General features: G+C 37.8%; 6 protein-coding genes. 2 read left to right on the forward strand and 4 right to left on the reverse strand.

Annotated elements, in window-relative coordinates:
* The first annotated feature begins 44 nt into the window (after nucleotides 1-44).
* Both AB3X49_RS18355 and AB3X49_RS18360 read left to right on the forward strand, forming a co-directional pair.
* Nucleotides 45-494, forward strand: coding sequence for a hypothetical protein (locus AB3X49_RS18355; protein ID WP_002012966.1), 450 nt, complete (start codon nucleotides 45-47; stop codon nucleotides 492-494).
* Entirely contained in the window at nucleotides 482-790 is a 309-nt protein-coding gene (locus AB3X49_RS18360) for a YxcD family protein (protein WP_002110338.1), read from the forward strand. The genes AB3X49_RS18355 and AB3X49_RS18360 overlap by 13 nt, the downstream gene beginning before the upstream one ends.
* Before the next feature lie 24 nt (nucleotides 791-814).
* On the opposite strand, the gene AB3X49_RS18365 is transcribed toward AB3X49_RS18360, so the two are convergent.
* The 4 genes from AB3X49_RS18365 to AB3X49_RS18380 all read right to left on the reverse strand — a co-directional run bounded on the left by AB3X49_RS18365 (nucleotide 815) and on the right by AB3X49_RS18380 (nucleotide 4,384).
* Complete coding sequence (locus AB3X49_RS18365; RefSeq protein ID WP_002110337.1) at nucleotides 815-2,050, reverse strand: NAD(P)/FAD-dependent oxidoreductase; 1,236 nt, start codon at nucleotides 2,048-2,050, stop codon at nucleotides 815-817.
* Complete coding sequence (locus AB3X49_RS18370) at nucleotides 2,047-2,379, reverse strand: (2Fe-2S)-binding protein (RefSeq protein ID WP_367963863.1); 333 nt, start codon at nucleotides 2,377-2,379, stop codon at nucleotides 2,047-2,049. The genes AB3X49_RS18365 and AB3X49_RS18370 overlap by 4 nt, the downstream gene beginning before the upstream one ends.
* Nucleotides 2,376-2,648: a (2Fe-2S)-binding protein gene (locus AB3X49_RS18375; protein WP_002065856.1), complete on the reverse strand. Its 273-nt coding sequence runs from the start codon at nucleotides 2,646-2,648 to the stop codon at nucleotides 2,376-2,378. The genes AB3X49_RS18370 and AB3X49_RS18375 overlap by 4 nt, the downstream gene beginning before the upstream one ends.
* Nucleotides 2,649-2,722: 74 nt before the next feature.
* Nucleotides 2,723-4,384 carry a sigma-54 interaction domain-containing protein gene (locus tag AB3X49_RS18380; RefSeq protein WP_002110331.1) on the reverse strand — a complete coding sequence of 554 codons (1,662 nt, stop codon included), beginning with the start codon at nucleotides 4,382-4,384 and terminating at the stop codon, nucleotides 2,723-2,725.
* Between the last annotated feature and the right edge of the window lie 15 nt (nucleotides 4,385-4,399).

The following is a 4,399-nucleotide window of genomic DNA, read 5'->3' on the forward strand; positions in this document are numbered from 1 at the left end:
GATAGATTTCACATATATCTATATAAAAGGAGAATGGATATAATATGTTGAAAAAACTTGTAGCAGTAATGACAGCATTCATGGTTATCTTTGGGGCTAGTAGCTTTATGTTCGTAAATCACGCGGAAGCGAAAAGTTACAAATCTGGTAAAAAATCATATACACCAAGTTCTGGTCAAAATTCAAAAGTTGATTTAAACAAAAAAGATTCTAATGTAAATTCACAAAAAACGACAACAGATTCAAAAACAAAAGCAACAAACACAGCACCAAAAAGTAATAAAGGTGGCTTTATGAAAGGCTTATTACTAGGTGGTCTTGGTGGTTTACTAATGGGTAGCTTATTTGCAAATATGGGAGCTCTTGGTTCTGTATTAGCGTTTATGGTAAATATGTTAGTAATGGCTGGTATTGTAATGTTAGCAGTTCGTGCATTTAAATACTTCAAGGATCAACGTAAGAAAAAGGCAGATGAAGTAGCATGGAAACAATAAAAATTTCTGAACAAGAGCTTATAAATGCGCTTTGTATATATATCGCTGAAAAAAGACAAGTTGGTCCAGAAGAAGTTTCAGTTGAACTAATGTATGATGATGACTACGGTTTCTCTGCAGAAGTAGAGGTAAATGGTCGCCAGCAAATATTAATTCAAGCGAACTTAATCGAAGCACTACGCTTACTACTTGATCGAGAATACAACGTCAATTCATTTGCAGCAAGATTGCAACTTGAATTAGATGATGAAGAAGGTATTTACGCATTAGCGAAATTTAATAACTCAGATGAGTAGTGAAAAGAGCTGTTGAGAGTAATCTCAGCAGCTCTTTTTAGTATGTGCATATGTAGAAGAATAATCACGCCAAAGTTCATTCATCTTCCGTCTACCAACATCAATCATTGGATTAAATTGAATCGCTGCTTTTTGACGAACAGAGTGAACGTTTTGCATTGCTTGTTGTAATTGTTGGTCGACTACGTCACGTTTCTCACTTGCATGTTTAGCAATAGATAGACCCGCGACAGCTCCTTGCGCCATTGCGATTTTTCCGCTTTCAATTCCAGTAATATTTCCAGCTACAAATAAACCGGGAAGAGGGGTTTCCATTTCTTCTGAATGAAGCGGAACATGCCCGCCAAGTTCAGGAATGTAATGGAATGGGCATCCCGCTACAGCGGCAAGCTCAGCAAGCGGATATAAACCTCCGGCAATACAAACGAAGTCAGCCTCATATATCTTTTCTGATCCATTAATAACATTTCCGTTAGAATCAATATTAGCAACACGAACACCTTCAACTTGATCTGTTCCGATAATTTCAAGCGCAGCTTTACGAAGATGAAGCGGCGTCCCGTTTATTTTCATTCCGTTATTTGGATAGAAGGTTAATCCAGCTTTTCGAATCCAATCATATTTCATAAAACGGCTACCTAAACGCAGAAAAGCAGAAGGAGCGAGGTGAGCTGCATTTAAAAGAGAGTTCAAAACTTCTTCTGGTTCACCAGCCTTTTGGCTTAGCTCACTTTTTTCAGGAAGTACAATATGTTCTACTTTAATTCCAGCTAATTGTAATTCATTTAAAATGGCGAAAGACAAAATGTTAGCGCCAATTATGATTCCTTTTTTTCCAACTTGCACGCGGTGAACATTTGTCATAACTTGAGCTGCTCCAATTGACATAACTCCTGGAAGTGTCCAGCCAGGAAGGGGAATAGAATACTCAGCAGCCCCAGTAGCAATTAGTACGAACGGTGCTTCTAACGTACCGATATTTGTATGCACGAACCAAGAACTTTCATCTTTATCTAAATTATAGACGGAAACACCGCACCGAATATCGACTGAAAGGGATTTTGCTTCTTCGTGAAGGCGTTTGGATTCTTCTATTCCGTTCCACCATTCCCCAGTAGGCTCTTGATGCAACTGTCCTAACAATCTCCCGCCCGGCTTCATAAATTCATCAATAACAAGTACGTTAAGTCCAAAACGTGCACAAGAGATGGAAGCTGATAATCCTGCTGGTCCTGCACCAATAATAATTACATCAATCATCGCTTTTTCACCATCTCTCTCACGATATTTGGATGCTGTTTTCCGCTTTCAACAACCATATCGTTTTCTACAGCCGTTAAGCATGCTCGTACGTTCGTTTGATTGTTTACAGTCACGCGGCATTCAGAACAATGTCCGATATTACAATAAATACCTCGCGGCGTCCCGCTATCTTCATGGACTCTTAACGTTCTTATTCCGTTTGCAAGTAGAGCGGCCGCTATCGTTTCATGTTCATATGCTTCATATTGTTGACCATTAAATTGAAAATTGATACGCTGACTACTATTTAAACTACCTAAAATAGGGTGATTTATAATTCTATTCATTTATTTTCACCTACCGCCCCAAAAGTAACTGCACGCACTGGTGGTTGATATTTTAATGGAATCTCGTCAGGAGATGTACCAGGGTTAGCGTTTTCGATCATTCGATCTAGTGTTGTTCTACATGTACGTCCCCCGCAAAAACCCATACCAGCACGCGTTCTTAGTTTTAACTCACGAGCTGAGCAATTATATTCAGCAATTGTCGATTGAAGTTGTCCGTATGTAACTTCTTCACAACGACAAACAATTAAATTCTCTTTATTCGTCATATGTATTCCTCCTCTAGTTCGGTTTACACAAATTATTATGCAATAACTATGCCAACATAGAGGAGGAGAAGGGGTTATTGTAACCCCAGTCTTTTTAAACGGTTATATAAAGTGGCCCTCGTTACCCCAAGTTGTTTCGCACATTCTAATTTATTACCATCTAAAATGCGTAAAGCTCTTTCAATTACCTTTTTCTCGTGCTCATCCATTTCTTCTTGTAAAGAAAGAATCGTATTATTATTGCTGAGTAATAGGGAATGAGCCGTATGATTGTCTAAGGTATCATTTGTATGAAACGGTAAATATTCTTGTTTTATAATGCCGTCTGTCGCAAATACGACGAGTCTTTCAACTACGTTGCGAAGCTCGCGAATATTACCAGGCCAATTGTAATGAAGCAGTTCATGCATAATGCTTGAAGGTAAGTCGCGAATAGGCCTGTTATAGTTTATTGAAAAATCGTTTAAGAAGGAATAGGTTAATTCGATAATATCCTCGCGTCTTTCGCGTAGTGGCGGAATATGCAAGCTTACTACGTTTAAGCGATAGTATAAATCTTCTCGAAAAGTTCCTTTTCTCATTTCTTCTTGTAAATCACGATTTGTAGCAGCGATAATGCGGAAATCAATATTTATTTCTTTTTCTCCACCAACTCGGTAATACTTTCGTTCTTGCAGTACACGCAAAAGTTTCACTTGCATATCAAGCGGCATTTCTCCAATCTCATCAAGGAATAAAGTACCGCCTTGCGCGAGCTCTATTTTTCCTTTCTTACCTTTACTATTTGCACCAGAAAACGCCCCGCGCTCGTAACCAAATAATTCACTTTCAAATAACGCTTCAGGAATTGCACCGCAGTTAATTGAAATAAACGGGGCATTCGCTGTCTCACTTGCTTCATGAATTGCTTTCGCAAACACTTCTTTTCCAACTCCGCTTTCGCCGAGTATTAAAACCGTGGATTTCACTGAACAAACCTTTCTAGCTAATTGAATCGTTCGTTGTATAACAGGGCTTTTTCCATTCATCGCAAGGAAAGGATCGGATGTATCTTTATATTTTGCTACTTCTTGTTCTAATCGGTGCATTTCATGCGACATATTAAATAGTTTTTCATTCAAAGCGACTTGATTTGTAACATCAGTTTCAGAAACGACTGCTCCTATAATTTCATTGTTACAATAAACTGGATTTGAATTAATTAATACGAACAAATCCGGACGAGGCTGATGGAACTGGGCGATTATGCTTTTTCCGTCATGTAATGATTGTAAAATTTCTAAATCTTTATAATCAAAAAAACGTGTAATCGGTTGTCCGATAATTTCGTTATGTTTGACTGAAAATATTTTTTCAGCGCCATCTGTCCACGTACGAACGCATTCTTTCTCATCAATGACGGTAACAGAAGAATCAGTCGTTTGAATGACAGTGTTATAAAAAGCTAGCAGATCATTGTAAGACTTATAAAGAAATGGAATCATTTGTTGAGCAGTTACACAGCATATAGGATCTAGATTTTCGTTCACAATTACAACTGCCGAATTGTTAGAAAAAGCTTCGATTAACGTAGTGAAAGAGTCCTCTTCATAAATAACTGCGCAACTACATTCTTCAGTAGATGAAGGAAGGTAATAAAAATTTTTACCTTCCTGTTTCATGTGCTGAATGGTGCTTGTACGATCAATTGATAAAATTTTTATAAACTCTTTTATTGTTGGAAATGAAAATGTCATAGTGTCCTCCTGGTA

Source organism: Bacillus sp. C30 (assembly GCF_040838255.1).
Lineage (GTDB): Bacteria > Bacillota > Bacilli > Bacillales > Bacillaceae_G > Bacillus_A > Bacillus_A mycoides.